Here is a 17311-nt window from a genome sequence, read left to right as displayed (position 1 = left end):
TCCAGTAGGACCGCCGCCGCTCCGGGCGCGGGCCCGTCAGACGGTCACCCGCTCCTTCTCGGTCCGGACCTTCTCCCGCTCACCGGCCATCAGCACCACGTACAGCAGCATCGACGCGCCCAGGCCCACCGCCCAGCCGTAGTCGGCCAGCGGCTTGAGGAACGGGATCAGTCCGTCGTGCGGGAACGGCCCGGAGGACACACCGTCCTCGGACACGGTCGAGTACGAGCCGCCGACCGCGAGGACACCGCCGACCACGAAGGCCGCTATCGCGCGCCAGTTCCAGCCGGAGGTGTACCAGTAGCGCCCGCCCGGCGTGTACAGGTCCGCCAGGTGCAGGACGGTGCGGCGGACGATCCAGTAGTCGGCGATGAGGATGCCGGCGACGGTGCCGAGCAGACCGCCGACCACACCGAGCCAGGTGAAGATGTAGAACTCGGGCGTGGAGATCAGCTTCCACGGGAAGATCAGGACGCCGACGACACCCGTGATGAGCGCGCCGGTACGGAAGTTGATGAGCTTCGGCGCGAGGTTCGCCAGGTCGTACGCCGGTGAGACCACGTTCGCCGCGATGTTCACGGAGATGGTGGCGACCAGCACGGTGATCAGGGCGAAGAGGAGACCGAAGACGTTGTCGGCCTTGGCGGCGAGCGTCACCGGGTCCCAGATGGCCTCGCCGTAGACGACCTCGGAGCCGGAGGTGACCAGCACGGCGAGGACCGCGAAGAGCGTCATCGTGGTGGGCAGGCCGAGGGACTGCCCCCAGGTCTGCGCCTTCTGACTGGCGCCGAAGCGGGTGAAGTCGGGGATGTTCAGGGACAGAGTGGCCCAGAAGCCGATCATCCCCATCAGGGACGGGAAGAAGACCGGCCAGAAGTCGGGGCCCCAGCCGAGCTTGGACGGCTGGTCGAGCAGGGCGCCGAAGCCGTCGGCCTTGACGGCGATCCAGATCAGCAGCACGAGCGCGCCGACGATCACGAACGGGGCGGCCCAGTTCTCGAAGTGCCGCAGGAAGTCCATGCCGCGGTAGATGATCGCTATCTGCAACGCCCAGAAGAGGACGAAGCAGAGCCACAGCGGCCAGGGGTTGCCGGCGATCTTCCCCGCGTTCTCCCACTCACCGCCGGTGAGCTTGGAGCCGAGCGCGAAGATGCCGGAGCCGCCGATCCAGGTCTGGATGCCGAACCAGCCGCAGGCCACGGCCGCCCGGATCATCGCCGGGATGTTGGCGCCCCGCAGTCCGAAGGAGGCGCGGGCCAGCACCGGGAAGGGGATGCCGTACTTGGGGCCGGCGTGCCCGGTGGCCAGCATCGGCAGCAGCACGATGACGTTGGCCAGGGCGATGGTGAAGACGGCCTGCTTCCAGTCCATGCCGAGGGCGACCAGGCCGGAGGCCAGGGTCCAGCTGGGGATGCAGTGGGCCATGGAGATCCACAGCGCCGCGAAGTTGTACGTCGTCCACTTGCGCTCGGCGACGGGTACGGGGCGCAGGTCCTCGTTGGCGAAGGGGCTGTCGGCGGGGAAGGCCCCGGGCGCCAGCTCGATCCGCCCGGACGGGCCGGCGGACTGGGCTGTCGGCGACCCCGTGGGTGCTATGTCGGTCATGGGCAGGCCAATCAGGGGAGGCGGGACGGGAAGAAAGGCCGTGCGGAGGCCTTGGGCCCCTCCCCTCCGGGACGGCGGAGGGGAGGGAGACAAGGTGTGGGGGGTCTGGAGGGACGGGGACCTTGCGGACCGGAGCCTTGCGGGACCGGGACCTTGCGGACCGGAGCCGCGCGGGTCCGGACGGTTGCGGGACCGGGTTCGGAGTGGCTGGTTCCGTCTACCGGGTGGGCGGATTCTCGCAGTCGGCGGGGCGTTGCGGGAAGCGGATCAGCCGCCCATCGCCGGGATGACCGTCGAGCCGTACGTGTCGATCACCCTCTCCTGCGCGTCGTGCATGTCGTAGACGGCGAACTGGTCCACGCCCAGTGCCCGCAGCGCGTTCAGCTTCTCGATGTGCATGGCGGGGGTGCCGATGACGCAGAAGCGGTCCACGATCTCGTCGGGCACGAACTGGGTGTCCGGGTTGTCGGCCCGCCCGTGGTGGGAGTAGTCGTACCCCTCGCGCGCCTTGATGTAGTCCGTCAGCTCCTCCGGTACGGCCGCGGAGTGCTCCCCGTACTTGGACACCAGGTCGGCGACGTGGTTGCCGACCATCCCGCCGAACCAGCGGCACTGCTCCCGCGCGTGCGCCAGCGCCTCGGGCGAGTCGTCCTCGGTGACGTACGCGGGCGCGGCCACGCAGATCTTCACCTCGGACGGATCGCGCCCGGCCGCCACCGCCGCGTCCTTGACCGCCTTGACCATGTACTCGGTGAGGTACAGGTCGGAGAGCTGGAGGATGAAGCCGTCGGCCTCCTCACCGGTCATCTTCAGGGCCTTCGGGCCGTACGCGGCCATCCAGACCGGGAGTTCGGCGCCGGGCTTGATCCACGGGAAGCTGATCACGGTGCCGCCGAGGTCGGCCTCTCCCCCGCTGCCCAGCGACCGGATCACCTTCATGGCCTCGCTGATCCGGGCCAGCGTGTTGGGCTTGCGGCCCGCGACCCGCATCGCAGAGTCGCCGCGGCCGATGCCGCAGACCGTGCGGTTGCCGAACATGTCGTTGAGCGTGGCGAAGGTCGAGGCGGTGACCTCCCAGGTGCGGGTGCCCGGGTTGGTGACCATCGGGCCGACCGTCAGTTTCGTCGTGCTGGACAGGATCTGGCTGTAGATGACGAACGGTTCCTGCCAGAGCACGGCGGAGTCGAAGGTCCAGCCGTAGGTGAAGCCGTTGTCCTCGGCGCGCTTCATCAGCTCGATGACACGCGAGGCCGGCGGGTCGGTCTGCAGGACGAGTCCGAAGTCCATCTGCTCCACTCCTAGGTGAGGTACTGACAGGTGGAGCGGGGGGTGTAGACGCCGTGCCCGGCGTGCCCGGTGTACTCCCGCTCGGTGATGACGAGTTCGCCGCGCGAGAGGACCGTCTCGACCCGGCCTGTGGTGCGCTTGCCCTCGTACGCCGAGTAGTCGACGTTCATGTGGTGCGTCTCGGCGGACATGACCTGCTCGGCGTGCGGGTCGTAGAGGACGATGTCGGCGTCCGCGCCCGGCGCGATGGTGCCCTTCTTCGGGTACATGCCGAACATGCGCGCCGGGGTGGCGCAGGCGATCTCGATCCAGCGGCGGCGCGAGATGTGCCCGTCGACGACCGCCTGGTGGAGGAGGTCCATGCGGTTCTCGACGCCCGGGAGGCCGTTGGGGATCTTGGAGAAGTCGCCTCGGCCCAGCTCCTTCTGACCGACGAAGCAGAAGGGGCAGTGGTCGGTGGAGACCACCTGGAGGTCGTTGGTGCGCAGTCCCTGCCAGAGCTTGGCCTGGTGCTCACGCGGCCGCAGGGGCGTGCTGCACACGTACTTGGAGCCCTCGAAGTCCGGCTCGGCGAGGTTGTCGGTGGAGAGGAACAGATACTGCGGGCAGGTCTCGCCGAAGACGTTGAGCCCCTCGTCACGCGCCCGCGCCAGCTCGGCCACTGCCTCCATGGCCGAGACGTGCACGACGTACAGGGGGGCGCCGGCGACCTGGGCCAGCTTGATGGCGCGGTGGGTGGCCTCGGCTTCCAGCAGGGCCTTGCGGACCTCGCCGTGGTAGCGGGGGTCGGTCTCACCGCGTGCCAGGGCCTGTTCGACCAGGACGTCGATCGCGATGCCGTTCTCCGCGTGCATCATGATCAGGCCGCCGTTCTCGGCGGAGCGTTGCATGGCGCGCAGGATCTGGCCGTCGTCGCTGTAGAAGACGCCCGGGTAGGCCATGAACTGCTTGAAGGAGGTGACGCCCTCCTGCACCAGCAGGTCCATCTCCTTGAGCGTGTCCTGGTTCACGTCGGACACGATCATGTGGAAGCCGTAGTCGATCGCGCAGTTGCCCTCCGCCTTGGCGTGCCAGGCGTCGAGGCCCTCGCGCAGGGTGTGGCCGACGCTCTGCACGGCGAAGTCGACGATCGTCGTCGTACCGCCCCAGGCGGCGGCGCGGGTGCCGGTCTCGAAGGTGTCGGACGCGGAGGTGCCGCCGAAGGGGAGTTCCATGTGGGTGTGGACGTCGACGCCGCCCGGGATGACGTACTTGCCGGTGGCGTCGAGGGTGCGGTCGGCGGTCCAGGCCTCCGCGGCGGTGGTGCCGCTTGCCGCCAGGGCGGCGACTCGGCCGTCCTCGATCAGGACGTCGGCGTGGATCTCATCCGAGGCTGTGATGACGAGACCGCCGCGGATGACTGTGCGGCCGCTCATTCGGTCACGCTCCGTTCGGTTGTCGGGAAAGTGCCGGTCGTCTGTGGCTGGTCGCGCCCACGCGGCGGAAGCCGCATATCAGGCGCTGCCCCGCGCCCCTGAAGCAGCGGGCGCGGGTCGAGCGTCGCTACGGCGCCGTCAGCGGGCCGTACGCGTCCGGGCGGCGGTCGCGGAAGAACTGCCAGCGGTCGCGGACCTCGCGGAGCTTGGCCAGGTCCAGGTCGCGGACGACGAGTTCGGTCTCCTTGTCGCTGGCGACCTCGCCGACGAACTGGGCCTCGGGGTCCACGAAGTAGGAGGTGCCGTAGAAGTCGTTGTCGCCGAGCTCCTCGACGCCGACCCGGTTGATGGCGCCGATGAAGTACTCGTTGGCGACGGCCGACGCCGGCTGCTCCAGCTGCCAGAGGTAGCGGGACAGACCGCGGGAGGTGGCGGACGGGTTGAAGACGATCTCCGCGCCGCCGAGGCCCAGCGCACGCCAGCCCTCCGGGAAGTGCCGGTCGTAGCAGATGTAGACGCCGATCCGTCCCACGGCGGTGTCGAAGACGGGCCAGCCCGCGTTGCCGGGACGGAAGTAGAACTTCTCCCAGAATCCCGGGACTTGGGGGATGTGGTGCTTGCGGTACTTGCCGAGGTACTTGCCGTCCGCGTCGATCACGGCGGCCGTGTTGTAGAGGACGCCCGGCTGCTCCTCCTCGTACATCGGCAGCACGAGGACGAGGCCGAGTTCCTTGGCGAGCGCCTGGAAGCGCTTGACGATGGGGCCGTCGGGGATCGCTTCGGCGTACTCGTAGAACGCCTTGTCCTGGACCTGGCAGAAGTAGGGCCCGTAGAACAGCTCCTGGAAGCACATGACCTGCGCACCCTGCGCGGCGGCGTCGCGGGCCGCCTGCTCGTGGACCTGGATCATCGACTCCTTGTCGCCGGTCCAGGCCGTCTGGAAGATGGCTGCGCGGATGACTCTGCTCATCGGGACCTCCGGTCACTCGGTGTGCAGCGAGAGTAGGAAGTCCGCGAAGCCGGTTTGAGTTGCACGGTGTCACGTCTGCGGGCGTTCTCCGTTCCACCGTGTCACCTCTTCGTGGGCGCATGTTTCACCGCCGTTTTCGCAGGTCGCGGCATGTTTCAGCTCTGTTGCGCGTCGTGGGCGAGGAGAGCGATGTGGACGGAGGCGGCCTGTTCGAAGTCGTCGAGGTCCACACCGAGGCGGGCCTCTATGGCTTCCAGCCTGCGGTACAGCGCGGGCCGGCTCACATGGTGCAGCTGGGCGGTGTGCGACTTGTTGCGGCCGGTCGCCAGATAGGTCCGCAGGACGGGCAGCAGATCCTGTTCGGCGTGTCCGTCACCGCACAGCAGCCCGTCCAACTCCCGCTCGGCGAAGGCCTGGACGTGCGGGTCGTCGCGCAACAGCCGGATGAGACCGCGCAGATGGACGTCCCGCAGGCGTACGACGACGGGGAGGTCCAGCCCGGTCGTGGCGGACTGGGCGACGGCGTCCGCCACATGCCGCGCCTCCCGCAGCCCGCCCGGTACGTCCTCCCAGGTGGTCCGGGCCTCGGCGGCGGCCACGACCGTCCTGCCCACCCCCGACTCCGACCGCAGCCGGGTCGCGAAGTGCGCGGTGAGCGCCGCCGCGTCCTGGTCCCGGGCGAGGCTGAGCAGGACGGCGGTGACCCCCTCCGTCAGTTCGGCGACGAGCCCCGGCAGTCCCAGCATCCGCAGCACACGGTCGAGTCGGGCGGTGTCGCCGTCGCGCACGACGAGCGGCACGAAGGTGCGGCGGTTGACCGGCAGGCCCGCCGCCCGCGCCCGGGGCAGCAGTTGCCGGGCCGGTACGACGCCGGAGACGAGGTCGGTCAGCAGGCTCTGCGCGGACTGCTCCTCCCAGGAGTGCGCCGCGCCGCTGAGCATCCGGTGCAGGACGAGCGCCTCGGCGGCCCGGTCGGCGAGCAGCCGCCCGGTGGCGGTGTCGCCGCGGTGGCCGCAGAGCACGATCTGCCCCCAGCGCTCCCCGCGTCCGCCCAGCTCGGCCCGGACCCAGCCGTCGCCCTGGGTGCCGCCCGCCTGGCGGGAGATGCGCTCCCAGTCGCGCAGCACGTCGTCGACCGCGGACCGCTCCCCCGCCGTGGCGAGGACACGGTGGGCGAGGTTGGTGACGACGAGCGGACAGCCCGCGTGCTGGGCGATCTCGTCGAGCAGCCGTTGCAGCGGGGCGCCCGCGGTGATGAGCCCGGTCAGGGTGGTGCGGACGGCCTCGGACAGGCTGACGGCCGCGAACTTGCGCCGCACGAGCCGGGACTGGACCTCCTCGGTCAGTTCGGCGAAGGGGGACGGCCGGTGCAGCACCACCATCGGCAGACCGCACCGCTCCGCCGCCCGCCGCATCACGTCGGGCGGTGTCGGGAAGGCCCGGCCGAGCCCGAGGACGACCGCGGCGGCCTCCGCCCGGTACAGCGAGCGGATGTACTCGGCCTGCGCCTCCTCGTCGCCGGCGAGCAGCACCCCGGTGGTGAGGACCATCTCGCCGCCGCTGAGCATCACACCCACGTCGGGCGCCTCGGCCACGTGCACCCAGCGCACGGGCCGGTCGAGCTGACCGGCCCCGGCCACCACCTCGGGCTCCCCGGCGAGGACCCGGTCCAGGGCGAGGACCTGGCGTACCGACAGGGCGGGTTCCGGAGCGGTGGCCGAGGTGGTGGTCATGGCGATGTTCCTCAGATCTGTTCCTCTGGTGCTACTGGATGCTCCTCAGAGCCCGTTCGAGGGCTTCGGCGCCCTCCTCGGCCTCGGCGACGGTCAGCGACAGCGGGGGCGCGATGCGCAGCGCGCTGGTGTTGTGGCCGCCGCCCTTGCCGATCAGCAGGCCCTCCCTGCGGGCGGCTTCGAGGACCGCCGACGCCGCCTCGGGATTGGCCTCGTCGGTGCCGGGCTTCACCAGCTCGATGCCGATCATGAGGCCCCGCCCCCGCACCTCCTTCACCGCCGGGATCTGGGCGGTGATCGCCCGCAGCCGCTCGATGAGCAGCCCGCCGACCCGCCGCGCGTTGCCCTGGAGGTCGTGTTCGACCAGGTAGTTCAGGTTGGCGAGGCCGGCGGCCATGGTGATCTGGGTGCCGCCGAAGGTCGAGATCGAGTTGCTGTCGAGGCAGTTCATGACCTCGGAGCGGGCGACGACACCGCCGATGGACATACCGTTGCCGATGCCCTTGGCGAAGGTGAGGATGTCCGGCGGCCCGTTCTGTCCGTGCGCCTGCCAGCCCCAGAAGTTGTCGCCGGTGCGGCCCCAGCCGGTCTGCACCTCGTCGGCGATCCACAGCACGCCGTGCCGCTGGAGCACCTCGCGGAAGGCGGCGTACAGCCCGTCGGGCGGGGAGGTGAAGCCGCCGACCCCCTGGATCGGTTCGGCGATCAGCGCGGCCGGCGGACGACCGTGGCCGAGCAGGTCCTCCAGGTCGGCGACGCAGGCGGTGATGAAGTCGGCGTCACCGAGGTCCGCGTACGGGCCCCGGGTGCGGACCCCGCCGTGCACGTACAGCGTCTGTAGCGGGGACAGGGATGTCGGGGACCAGCCCTTGTTGCCGGTGATGCCGACCGCGCTGAAGGAGCGGCCGTGGTAGCTGTTGCGCATCGCCAGGATCTGGTTGCTGCGCCGGTACGTCGTGGCCAGCATCAGCGCGGTGTCGTTGGCCTCGGTGCCGGAGGTGGTGAAGAAGACCCGCGCGTCCGGGATGCCGGACATCTGCGCGATCCGCTCGGCGAGTTCGACCATCGGCCGGTTGAGGTAGAGCGTGGAGGAGTGGATGATCCGGCCGGCCTGCTCGCTCACCGCCTTGGTGACCTCGGGGAGGGCGTGCGCCGTCATCGTGGTGAGGATGCCGCCGAAGAAGTCGAGGTACCTCGTGCCGGCGGCGTCCCAGACGTGGCGGCCCTCGCCGTGGGTGATCTCCAGCGGGTCCGCGTAGTAGAGCGCGAGCCAGTCGGGCAGTACGGCCTTGTGGCGTCCGAGCAGTTCGTCGGTCACGGCTGCACCACTCCTTTCACTGCTGTACGGGGTTCTGCGGGTGTCACGGCTGTACGTGCCCACGTCAGGGCTGGACGAGTCCTTCGTAGGCGTCGGGCCGGCGGTCCCGGTAGAACGCCCACTGCTGACGTACCGCCTCGACCAGGTCGAAGTCGAGGTCCCGCACGACGAGTTCCTCGTCCTGGTCGCTGGCGACCTCGCCGACGAACTTGCCGCGCGGGTCCACGAAGTAGGAGGTGCCGTAGAAGTCGTTGTCCCCGTACTCCTCGACGCCCACCCGGTTGATCGCGGCGACGAAGTACTCGTTGGCGACGGCTGCCGCCGGCTGCTCCAGCTGCCACAGATGGGCGGAGAGACCCCGGTGCGTGGCGGACGGGTTGTAGACGAGCTGGGCACCGTTCAGACCGAGCTGGCGCCAGCCCTCCGGGAAGTGGCGGTCGTAGCAGATGTAGACGCCGACCTTGCCGACGGCCGTGTCGAAGACCGGCCAGCCGAGGTTTCCGGGCTTGAAGTAGTACTTCTCCCAGAACCCCTTGACCTGGGGGATGTGGTGCTTGCGGTACTTGCCGAGGTAGCTGCCGTCGGCGTCGATGACGGCCGCGGTGTTGTAGTAGAACCCGGACTGCTCGACCTCGAAGACCGGGACGACGATCACCATGCCGGTCTCGCGGGCCAGCTCCCGCATCCGGGTCACCGTGGGGCCGTCGGGCACGGGTTCCGCCCAGGCGTAGTGCTCGGGTTCCTGGACCTGGCAGAAGTAGGGCGCGTTGAAGACTTCCTGGAAGCCGATCACCTTCGCGCCCTGCCGGGCCGCCTCGCGGGCGTGCTCGATGTGCTTGTCGACCATGGACGCGGTGTCACCGGTCCAGGTGGCCTGGACCAGGGCGGCGCGTACGACGTTGGCCATGTCAGCTGCTCCTTCGACAGGGACGTCAGAGAGCCTCTACGCCCGTAGAAGCAGGCCGTAGAGGCTTGAAACTAAGCCCCGTCGACGGGCTGGGCAAGACCATCGTCGTCAACCGGCCGAGTCGATCACGTTTCGCACTCCAGTGGACGATTACGCCCACGTTTCCCCGCGAACCGGTCGTGCCGACGACGACGCGCCCGGTTCGCGGCGGAACGGAGTCAGGTGAGGCCCTGGACGCGCAGGGCGTGTGCCACGTCCCGGTGGCGGTCCGCCGAGACACCGCGCGCCGCCGCCAGGACGAGGGGCGCGAGCCGCCTGGGGTCTGCCTGCGCGCTGCGCGCCGCCTCTTCTGGCGTACGCATCCGCACATAGACGTCGAGCAGCGCACGCGCCTCCCGTTCACGCCCCTCCGCGACGAAGCCGAGCACCGCCTCACCGATCTCCTCGGCGGGCCGTGTGACGCCCTGCCGCAGCATCTGGTCCCCGTCCGCGGCGCGCCCGACCGCGTTCAGGGCGTCCGCGACCGCGACCAGCCGGTCGGCGGGCAGTGAGCCGGCCTCCCACAGCAGGGTCGCCCAGTCGGCGTCCAGCCGCGCCCGGTGCAACTCGGCGGCGAGCAGCGGGAAACGGGCGGCGGGCCAGTGCGCGACCTCCACGAGGAGGGCGTGCGCCTCCCCGCTGCGGCTCTCCCGGCGCAGCCGCACCAGTTGCTCGACGGTGCCGGCGACCTCCCGCCGCGCCTCGTCGTCCAGCGCCTGCCGCGCCTGCGGCTGCTTCGGCGCCACCGGTTCGGCCGGCTCCGCGACCCCGGCGTACCGGGCGCCCCGGGGAGCGCGCCCCTTGCGGCCGCCGCTCGGCGCGACCTCGGGCACGGCCACGGCAGGGGCCTCCTCGACCTCCGCGGCCCCGGCGAATCGGGCACCCCCTCGGGGGCGGCGCTTGGAACGCTGCTTGGCCGGGGCCGGGGCGGGGGCGGGGGCGGCGGACTCCGGGGTGTGGTCCCGGGGGTCGGGTTCGGGGGCGGGTTCCGGGGTGGGTGACGGCGCGGGGCGGCGGTCGTCGGCCCCGCCGTCGGTGGCTCCGGGGGCACCGTTCCAGGAGTGCGCGGGAGCGTCGGGGGCTCGTTCGGGTTCGCCGGGGCCCAGGAAGGCGCCCGCGTAGCCGTCGCGCCGGGCGTCGCGCGCCCCTTCGCCGCCGGGTCGGTCCGTGTACGTACGGGCTTGGTCGAAGCCGTCCGTGTGCGTGCGCGGGGCGGGGCGGGTCCCCTGACCCTCCCGGTGTCCCCCCGGCTCCGGCATGCGGTGTACGTCCCCGACGGCGTCCCCAGCGACGTGCCCCGCGCCCCGCGCGGGGTGGTGCGGAGCGCGGCGGTCGGCGTCCTCGATACGGGTGCGCAGCTCCGCGCAGCGGGCGGTGGCGCGTTCGTGGTCGTCGCGGGCCCAGGCCAGGTCCAGGCGGAGGGCGTCGGCCTCCTCCTGAGTGGTGGCGGCCCGGAGCCTGCGGGCCAGTTCGGCGGTGCGATCGGCGGCGTAGCGCTGTTCGCGGAGCATGACGTCGAGCCGGTCGCCGAGGGCGTCACGGCCACCGGGCCGGGCGTCGTGGGCGGCGAGCGAGGCGCGGTGCAGCACACGGGCCCGCTCGGTCTCCTGGGCCGCGGCGGCGGGTCCGTACGCGGTGTCGAGGTCGTGCATGAGCGCCTGCACGACGTCCCAGGGCGGCACCTCCAGCCCGTCCAGACAGGCGCGCATGCCCTCGGGGTCACGCTGCCAGAAGACGGCGCACCACCCTCCGCCCTGGTCGAGCTTGCTCATCAGCTTGTTCAGGTATCCCGCGAACTCCCGCACCTGACCCGGGAGTTGATCCACAGCCATCGCATGCTCCCCAGCCGACTGGAGTGGGTCGTGACGTGCTCCGGTGCGACAGAAAACACCAGTTGTGTTACAGAGGCGCTACGTGAAGTTTTCGGAGCGGACGCAGTGCGCTGTGCGCGTCGGCCCGGCGGCCGTGCGTGAGGGGGTTCGCGCCACGGACACCGAACGACTTCGGCCCGGGCGGCTAGGGGTGTTTCGAAAGTCCTGTGCGGCGCCCGCGGTGTCCGGTGCGCGCTCTCGGCGCGCCGGACGAAAGCCCTCGTACTGGACGTACTTGGACTTTTGGTCGGTGCGGCGGTGGGGGCCCCTCCCGCTCGAGCGAAGCCGAGAGTGGGGGAGCCTGCCGGGCGCCGTGGGTGCCGTGCGGAACTTTCGAAACACCCCCTGGCCGCCTCAGGCCACCGCCGCGGTCGACGCCACGACGGCCGGTCCGCACCGCGTCACGAGGTCGTCCATCGACAGGCCCAGCGTGCGGGCGAGTGCGGCGACCGTGAAGAAGGCCGGGGTGGGCGCGCGGCCCGTCTCGATCTTCCGGAGGGTCTCGGCGGAGATGCCCGCGCCGGCGGCGATCTCCGCCATGCTGCGGCCGCCGCGGGCGTCCCGCAGCAACCGGCCGAGCCGCTCGCCGCGTTCGCGCTCTTCGGGGGTGAGGGGGGTGCGCACCATGACCCCATTCTAATACCGATCCGCTCCGGCGGACCGGTATTAGAATTGGATGTCGAGCGGTATAGTAATTGGCATGGTGGAACTGAAGACGGACGAGTCGATCGACGCGATGTACGAGGCGGGCCAGGTCGTGGGGCAGGCCCTCACGGCCGTGCGGGACGCCGCCGACGTGGGGGTCTCCCTGCTCGAACTGGACGAGCTGGCCCACGAGGTGCTGCGGAAGGCGGGTGCCACCTCACCCTTCCTGAACTACCACCCCGCGTTCGCGCCCACCCCCTTCCCCGCGGTGCTCTGCGCCTCCGTGAACGACGCGATCGTGCACGGCATCCCCACGGCGTACCGGCTGCGCGACGGGGACCTCGTCTCCCTCGACTTCGGCGCGCAACTGGGCGGCTGGGCCGGGGACTCGGCGATCAGCTTCGTGGTGGGCACGGCGCGCACGGCCGACCTCCGGCTCGTCGCGACGGCCGAACGGGCCCTCGCGGCGGGCATCGAGGCGGCCGTCGTCGGCAACCGCATCGGCGACATCGCCCACGCGATCGGCACCGTGTGCCGGGCCGCCGGGTACGGCATCCCCGACGGGTTCGGCGGACACGGCATCGGGCGCAAGATGCACGAGGACCCGGGGGTCCCGAACGAGGGGCGCCCCGGCCGGGGCATGAAACTCCGGCACGGGATGGTCCTGGCGATCGAGCCGATGCTGATCGGCGGCGGTACGGACGGCTACCACGCCGACCCGGACGGCTGGACGCTGCGCACGAACGACGGTTCCCGGGCGGCGCACGTGGAGCACACGGTGGCCATCACGGAGAGGGGGCCGCGGGTGCTGACGGCGCGGGCGGCCTTCGAGCGCGGCTGAGCTTCGGCCGGTTGCTCAGGTGCGGGTGCGTGGGGCTTCTCGCGCAGTTCCCCGCGCCCCTTGAGGGCCTGCGGCCCTTCCGGGCCGAAAAAGCACGGTGCGCAGCCCCTGCTTTTTCAGGGGCGCGGGGAACTGCGCGAGCAACCCCCACGCACCCGCACCCGCACCCGCACCCGCCAACGAACCCCGCACCCACCCCCGCCCCCGGCGACAAACCTCACCGCCCCCTCGGTGTATCCCCTCGCCACACGGGAACCCGGCGGCGAATGAACAGCGGATTCCCGGGGCCCGAGGGCTACGGTCCGGACCCCTTCACCGAGTTCCTCGCCCGTTTCTTCGGCGGCCCACGCCCGCAACGCATCGAGATCGGCCGCCTGATGAGCGGCCAGGCCCGCCAACTCGTGGCCGACGCCGCGGCGTACGCGGCCCGGCACGGCAGCAGCGACCTGGACACCCAGCATCTGCTGCGCGCCGCGCTGACCGCCGAGCCCACCCGAAGTCTGGTGGCCCGCGCGGGCGCCGACCCCGACGCGCTGGCCGGCGCGATCGACGAGCGGTCGGGCCCCGAGCGGCACAAACCCGGCCAGGGCCCGGCGCCCGCGTCGCTCGCGCTGACCCCGGCGGTCAAGCGCGCGCTGTTGGACGCGCACGAGCTGGCCCGGGCCACCGGCTCCGGTCACATCGGCCCCGAGCACGTACTGAGCGCCCTCGCCGCCAACCCGGACTCGGCCGCCGGACACATCCTCGGCGCGGCGCACCTGTCGGCCGGCGCGCTGCCCCCGGACGCGGCGGACCCGTCGGCGCCGACCCCGCCCGTGGGGATCCCCCTGTCCGGGTTCCCGCGCTCCGACCTGCCGCGCCGCTCCGCCTCCGCCACCCCGACCCTCGACAAGTACGGCCGCGATCTGACCGACCTCGCCCTCCAGGGCCGTATCGACCCGGTCATCGGCCGGGAGACGGAGATCGAGCAGACCGTCGAGGTGCTCTCCCGGCGCGGCAAGAACAACCCGGTGCTGATCGGTGAGGCGGGCGTAGGCAAGACCGCGATCGTGGAAGGGCTCGCCCAGCGCATCGCCGAGGGGGACGTGCCCGATGTGCTGGCCGGGCGCCGGGTGGTGGCCCTGGACCTGTCCGGGGTGGTCGCCGGGACCCGCTACCGGGGCGACTTCGAGGAGCGGCTCACGAACATCGTCGACGAGATCCGCGCGCACTCCGCCGAACTGGTCGTCTTCATCGACGAGTTGCACACCGTCGTGGGCGCCGGCTCGGGCGAGGGCAGCGCGATGGACGCCGGCGACATCCTCAAGCCGGCGCTGGCGCGCGGCGAGCTGAACATCGTCGGGGCGACGACGCTGGAGGAGTACCGGCGCATCGAGCGGGACGCGGCGCTGGCCCGCCGGTTCCAGCCGGTGCTGGTCCCCGAACCGGACGGCGACGACGCCCTGGAGATCCTGCGGGGGCTGCGGGACCGGTACGAGGCCCACCACCAGGTCCGCTACACCGACGAGGCGCTGGTGGCCGCCGTGGAACTGTCCGGCCGGTATCTCACCGACCGCCGGCTGCCCGACAAGGCCATCGACCTGATGGACCAGGCCGGGGCCCGGGTCCGGCTGCGGGCCCGGACGAAGGGCACGGACGTACGGGCCCTGGAGCAGGAGATCGAGCAGCTGGCCCGGGACAAGGACCAGGCGGTCACGGGTGAGCGGTACGAGCAGGCGACCCGGTTGCGGGACCGGATCGCGGAGCTGCGGGAGCGGATGGACGCGGGGCGCGACCGGGCGCGGGCCGACGACGGGCAGAGCCTGGAGATCGGTGCCGAGGACATCGCCGAGGTGGTCTCCCGGCAGACCGGCATCCCCGTCAGCAGCCTCACCCAGGAGGAGCGGGAACGGCTGCTGGGGCTGGCGGAGCGGCTGCGCGGGCGGGTCGTCGGACAGGACGAGGCGGTGAGCGTGGTGGCGGACGCCGTGCTGCGTTCACGCGCCGGGCTCGCCAGTCCCGATCGCCCGATCGGCAGTTTCCTGTTCCTCGGCCCGACCGGCGTCGGCAAGACCGAGCTGGCCCGCGCGCTGGCGGAGGCCCTCTTCGGCAGCGAGGACCGGATGGTGCGGCTCGACATGAGCGAGTACCAGGAACGGCACACGGCCAGCCGGCTGGTCGGCGCCCCGCCCGGCTATGTCGGGCACGAGGAGGCCGGCCAGCTCACCGAGACCGTACGGCGTCACCCGTACTCGCTGCTGTTGCTGGACGAGGTGGAGAAGGCCCATCCGGACGTCTTCAACCTGCTGCTCCAGGTCCTCGACGACGGCCGGCTCACCGACGCCCAGGGCCGCACGGTCGACTTCACCCACGCCGTGGTCGTGATGACGAGCAACCTGGGCTCGGACGCCATCGGCCGGGGCGGGTCGGGGCTCGGCTTCTCGGCGGGCGGCGCCGAGGCGGACGAGGAGGACCGGCGCGAGCGGATCCTGCGGCCGCTCAGGGAGCACTTCCGGCCCGAGTTCCTCAACCGCATCGACGAGATCGTGGTCTTCCGCCGCCTCGGCGACGAGCAACTGCGGCGGATCACGGACCTGTTGCTGGAGGGGACACGGCTGCGGCTGCACGCGCGGGGCGTCCGCATCGAGTTCGACGAGCGGGCCGTCGACCATCTCGCCCGTCACGGCCACCAGCCCGAGTACGGCGCCCGGCCGCTGCGCCGCACGATCCAGCGGGAGGTCGACAACCCGCTGTCCCGGCTGCTGCTCGACGGCCGGCTGCCGTCCGGCAGCCGGGTGGTGGCGGAGGTGGAGGACGGGCGGCTGGCGTTCCGTACGACGCCGCCCGCCTCCGGCGGCGCTACCTGACGGGACGCACGACCATCGCCGCGCCGCCCCCGCGCCGTACGGTCTCGGCGGCGGCCAGCCACTGGCCGTTCGGCAGACGCTGGACGGCGGTGGCGGCGCCGATCTCCGGGTTCTGCCGGAAGCCGTGCCCGATGGCTTCGAGCCGGGCCTTCAACGGGCTGTTCCACAGGCCCGGTTCGAGTTCGGTGGTGGTCTGGTTGCGCTGGCTGGCGCGCGGCGCGGCGATCGCGTCGACCAGCGGCAGACCCCGGTCGAGGAAGCCGGTCAGGGTCTGCAGCACGGTCGTGATGATGGTCGCGCCGCCGGGTGAGCCGAGCGCCACCACGGGCTTGCCGTGCCGGTCGAGCACGATCGTCGGAGACATCGACGAACGCGGCCGCTTGCCCGGTCCCGGCAGGTTGGGGTCGTGCACGGCGGGGTTGGCCGGGGTGAAGGAGAAGTCGGTCAGCTCGTTGTTGAGCAGGAAGCCGCGGCCCGGCACGGTGATGCCACTGCCGCCGGTCTGCTCGATGGTGAGGGTGTAGGAGACGACGTTGCCCCACTTGTCGGCGACCGTGAGATGGGTCGTGCTGTCGCCCTCGTACGTCGTCGGCGCCGCCGTGCCGCCGGTCGCGCAGGGCGCCGGGTCGCGCGGGTCGCCCGGTGCGACGGGGCTGGTGAGGACCGCGTCGTCCTTGATCAGGCACTCACGGGAGTCGGCGAACCGCTGCGAGAGCAGTTCCTTCGTCGGTACGTCCTCGAAGGCGGGGTCGCCGACCCAGCGGCCGCGGTCGGCGAACGCGATCCGGCTCGCCTCGATGTAGCGGTGCAGGTACTGGACGTCGCTCGCCTTCGAGAGATCGGTCCGTTCCAGGATGTTGAGCGCCTCGGCGACGGTCGTGCCGCCCGAGGAGGAGGGCGCCATCCCGTAGACGCCGAGACCGCGGTACGACGTCTTGGTCGGGGCCTGGCGCTTGGCGCGGTACCGGGCGAGGTCGGCCGTCGTCAGGTCGCCGGGACGGGCGTTGTACCCCGAAGCCGGGTCCACCGGCGGCTTGTTGACCGTGTCGACGATGTCCCGGGCGATGTCGCCCCGGTAGAGCGCGCCGACGCCCTTGCGGCCCAACTCGGCGTAGGTGCGCGCCAGGTCGGGGTTCTTCAGGGTCGAGCCGACCACCGGCAGCCGGCCGCCGGGCAGGTAGAGGTCGACCGTGGCCGGGAAGTTCCGGAACCGGGCCTCGTTGGAGGCGGTCTGGGCGCGGAAGGTCTCGTCGACCACGAACCCGTCGCGGGCGAGCTTCTCGGCGGGCTTCAGCAGCCTGCCGAGGGGCTTGCTGCCCCAGTTCTTCAGCGCGGTCTGCCAGGTGGCGGGGGTGCCGGGGGTGCCGACGCTCAGCCCGCTGGTGACGGCCTCCGCGAACGGGATCGGCTGCCCGTTCTCCAGGAAGAGGTCCTCGCCGGCGCTCAGGGGGGCGGTCTCGCGGCCGTCGACGGTGTGCACCGTACGGGACTTGGCGTCGTAGTAGACGAAGTAGCCGCCTCCGCCGATGCCCGCCGAGTAGGGCTCGGTGACGCCGAGCGCGGCGGCCGTGGCGACCGCGGCGTCCACCGCGTTGCCGCCCTTGCGGAGCACCTCGATGCCGGCGGCCGAGGCGTCCGGGTCGACGCTGGAGACGGCGCCGCCGTAGCCGACGGCGACCGGGCTCTTCGTGGGGGTGTCCGTCGCGGCGGAGGTCGGCGGGGCCGCCCCCACCGACACCACGGCGGACGTCGCCGCCAGTACAGCCAGTTTCCGCGCGACAGGACGACGCAGACGCATCCGTACCTCCAGTCAAGGACCGTCCGCGCAGACTAA

The 17311-nt window shown here is 71.7% G+C and carries 12 protein-coding genes; 2 read left to right on the top strand and 10 right to left on the bottom strand.

Features of this window, described 5'->3' with window-relative positions; all coding sequences use genetic code 11:
- Positions 1–36 precede the first annotated feature (36 nt).
- The 9 genes from ACZ52C_RS14030 to ACZ52C_RS13990 form a co-directional block, all read right to left on the bottom strand.
- The gene (locus tag ACZ52C_RS14030) at positions 37–1605 is read right to left on the bottom strand and encodes an NCS1 family nucleobase:cation symporter-1 (RefSeq protein ID WP_469074954.1); all 1569 of its coding nucleotides are present in this window, start codon (positions 1603–1605) and stop codon (positions 37–39) included.
- Between the two features lie 267 nt (positions 1606–1872).
- Complete coding sequence (locus ACZ52C_RS14025; RefSeq protein WP_469074953.1) at positions 1873–2892, bottom strand: TIGR03842 family LLM class F420-dependent oxidoreductase; 1020 nt, start codon at positions 2890–2892, stop codon at positions 1873–1875.
- 11 nt (positions 2893–2903) lie between these two features.
- The gene (hydA, locus tag ACZ52C_RS14020; protein WP_469074952.1) at positions 2904–4307 is read right to left on the bottom strand and encodes a dihydropyrimidinase; all 1404 of its coding nucleotides are present in this window, start codon (positions 4305–4307) and stop codon (positions 2904–2906) included.
- Positions 4308–4434: 127 nt separating this feature from the next.
- The gene (locus ACZ52C_RS14015) at positions 4435–5277 is read right to left on the bottom strand and encodes a nitrilase-related carbon-nitrogen hydrolase (RefSeq protein ID WP_045556521.1); all 843 of its coding nucleotides are present in this window, start codon (positions 5275–5277) and stop codon (positions 4435–4437) included.
- A gap of 155 nt (positions 5278–5432) precedes the next feature.
- Positions 5433–7010 (bottom strand): PucR family transcriptional regulator, encoded by a 1578-nt coding sequence (locus ACZ52C_RS14010; protein WP_469074951.1) that lies wholly within the window; start codon positions 7008–7010, stop codon positions 5433–5435.
- 31 nt (positions 7011–7041) lie between these two features.
- Positions 7042–8328 carry an aspartate aminotransferase family protein gene (locus ACZ52C_RS14005; RefSeq protein ID WP_469074950.1) on the bottom strand — a complete coding sequence of 429 codons (1287 nt, stop codon included), beginning with the start codon at positions 8326–8328 and terminating at the stop codon, positions 7042–7044.
- 64 nt (positions 8329–8392) lie between these two features.
- The gene (locus tag ACZ52C_RS14000; protein ID WP_469074949.1) at positions 8393–9235 is read right to left on the bottom strand and encodes a nitrilase-related carbon-nitrogen hydrolase; all 843 of its coding nucleotides are present in this window, start codon (positions 9233–9235) and stop codon (positions 8393–8395) included.
- Positions 9236–9453: 218 nt separating this feature from the next.
- Complete coding sequence (locus ACZ52C_RS13995) at positions 9454–11106, bottom strand: hypothetical protein (RefSeq protein ID WP_469074948.1); 1653 nt, start codon at positions 11104–11106, stop codon at positions 9454–9456.
- A gap of 393 nt (positions 11107–11499) precedes the next feature.
- A complete protein-coding gene (locus ACZ52C_RS13990) occupies positions 11500–11772 on the bottom strand; it encodes a helix-turn-helix domain-containing protein (protein ID WP_469074947.1) in 273 nt (90 codons plus the stop codon).
- A gap of 73 nt (positions 11773–11845) precedes the next feature.
- Here ACZ52C_RS13990 and map point away from each other — a divergent pair, with 73 nt between their 5' ends.
- Entirely contained in the window at positions 11846–12631 is a 786-nt protein-coding gene (map, locus tag ACZ52C_RS13985) for a type I methionyl aminopeptidase (RefSeq protein ID WP_469074946.1), read from the top strand.
- A gap of 266 nt (positions 12632–12897) precedes the next feature.
- Positions 12898–15477 carry an ATP-dependent Clp protease ATP-binding subunit gene (locus ACZ52C_RS13980; RefSeq protein ID WP_469074945.1) on the top strand — a complete coding sequence of 860 codons (2580 nt, stop codon included), beginning with the start codon at positions 12898–12900 and terminating at the stop codon, positions 15475–15477.
- On the opposite strand, the gene ggt is transcribed toward ACZ52C_RS13980, so the two are convergent.
- Complete coding sequence (gene ggt / locus ACZ52C_RS13975; RefSeq protein ID WP_469074944.1) at positions 15470–17275, bottom strand: gamma-glutamyltransferase; 1806 nt, start codon at positions 17273–17275, stop codon at positions 15470–15472. The genes ACZ52C_RS13980 and ggt overlap by 8 nt on opposite strands.
- Positions 17276–17311: the final 36 nt, after the last annotated feature.

The sequence above is a fragment of the Streptomyces sp. NPDC034049 genome, from assembly GCF_055575575.1.
The sequence above is the reverse complement of the archived record's forward strand: the minus strand, read 5'-3'. Positions and strand labels throughout refer to the sequence as shown.